The 1,775-nt window shown below is 64.3% G+C and carries 1 protein-coding gene and 1 pseudogene; both read right to left on the bottom strand.

What is annotated here, in order from left to right; translation table 11 throughout:
- Window positions 1-619, bottom strand: a pseudogene (locus AB0H52_RS31830) (hypothetical protein); the annotation flags it as partial.
- Window positions 620-732: 113 nt separating this feature from the next.
- Window positions 733-1,374: a hypothetical protein gene (locus tag AB0H52_RS31825; RefSeq protein WP_151493328.1), complete on the bottom strand. Its 642-nt coding sequence runs from the start codon at window positions 1,372-1,374 to the stop codon at window positions 733-735.
- Between the last annotated feature and the right edge of the window lie 401 nt (window positions 1,375-1,775).

Genomic DNA, 1,775 nt, shown 5'->3' with positions numbered 1-1,775 from the left:
ACGTTGAAGGGCCAGACGGCGGTGCGGAACCATATTGTCCGGGAGTCGGATACCCTGGCGTGCCGTAACCCGCCGACGTTGAAGGGCCAGACGGCGGTGCGGAACCATATTGTCCGGGAGTCGGATACCCTGGCGTGCCGTAACCCGCCGACGTTGAAGGGCCAGACGGCCGGCCGGGCGGCGGTGCGGAACGCTTCGTGTTCGACAAACGGCTGTGCGACTTGGCATTTATGTTTTGAGGCAATTCGCTTACCCGGACACCTCGATTGGCTGCAATACTTTTAAGCTGGTCCTCCCGAACAGTGAACCGCTGCAGGACTCTGTCCTGATCTGCTCGCGGGAGCCAGAAGAAAAGATGCGGACGATCAATGCCGGCGAACCATCTTTGCAGCTCTGTCGCCGACGGAGCCTCCTGGCCTTCTGCACGCACATCCCTTGCGAATTTTTGAGCGTTCGGTTCTTCTAGTGCTGCCTTCATGAATTCGATCGCTACATCATCATCGATGTCTGGCATTGTCGTGCCCCTTCCGTTTGAGTGACTGTTGGATAGTTTGCAGTGGAGTGCGACGGGAGCAACCTCGCCGTCACCGGCGTCGACCACCGCGTCCTGCATCCCCATGGGGCGATGATTTCGTCGGCGAGGAGTTCGAGAGTCTGTTTGCCGCTGAGCACGTGTTCCCTCCCCCCCTGGGGTGTGGTGATCTCGCGTCAGTGTCCGAAGAGTTAAACGGATCATGCTCGGGCCAGGTTCAACCTCAGGGCCCCGGAGTAGTCCTTGATTGTCCGGTTGGTTATGGGATGCCGTGTAGTGCCGGGGTTGCGGCGGGGATGGTGTGGGCGCGCCTGGCGCTGGCGGTATGGTCCTGCGGGTTGGGGTTCACCGAGCTTGTCCAACGCCTCGAACTCCCGGTACTCATCCACGCTGAGCCCGTAGACGATCGCGGCCTGCTCGGCCAGCAGCGGTGGCTTGCGGTTACCCATGAGCGCGTCGTGGCGCGTTTGCTCGGCGCGGGTACGCGCGCGGTAGGGCTTCGCGTGGATCGCGACCAGCTCGTGGTACTCGGGGACGCTCAGGCCGCAGACCTCGGCGGCCTGAGCGTCCCGGCCGGGTTCGAACCAGTCGCTGCCGGCGGCGGTGATCCGGCGCTGCAGGTCGTCGTACCGGGCGCGGTCGTCAGCGCTGAGCGCGTCGACGCCGTCCTGCATGTACGTACGCCGCTTCTGTTGGTACAGGTGGTGCTGCTTCTCGCTGCTGTCGAGCCGCAGTTGCAGGTCGGCGTCGGCGACGTCACCGAAACGGGCCATCTCCAGGTGCATCCGCTCGTCGTACAGCCGGTCAGACTGCCTGACGAGCTGGCGGTACTCGCGGTCCATCCGGGCCGCCGTGGTGATGACGTCATCGACTCGCGCCGGCAGCTCGGCCCGTCCGTAGTTTTCAGACCAAAAACAACTCCAGGCATCATGATCGCCGACGTCCTCCCGGCGGTCTGACCCGAAAAACAACGGGCCGCGGTGCCTTGTTAGCGATACGTCGACCGGCGGGAGGACGTCGCCGTGCCGCCGCCGGCCGGGGTCGATGTGGCCTGATAGGAGCCCGACGCATCTCACTGGAGTTCTGCCCGCGTTCCCGCTGGCGGCGGTGCCGCAAGAGGTTGAGGCGACGCGACGGAGGTCCGGTGGGCATGGCAACATCGATCGAGCTGGTCGAGGTGCGAGTCACCATCGGCGTGGACACCCACGCCGACGTGCACGTGGCTGCGGCGATCGACCAGCAC

It is taken from the genome of Micromonospora sp. NPDC050695, from assembly GCF_040654415.1.
GTDB lineage: Bacteria > Actinomycetota > Actinomycetes > Mycobacteriales > Micromonosporaceae > Micromonospora.
The sequence above is the reverse complement of the archived record's forward strand: the minus strand, read 5'-3'. Positions and strand labels throughout refer to the sequence as shown.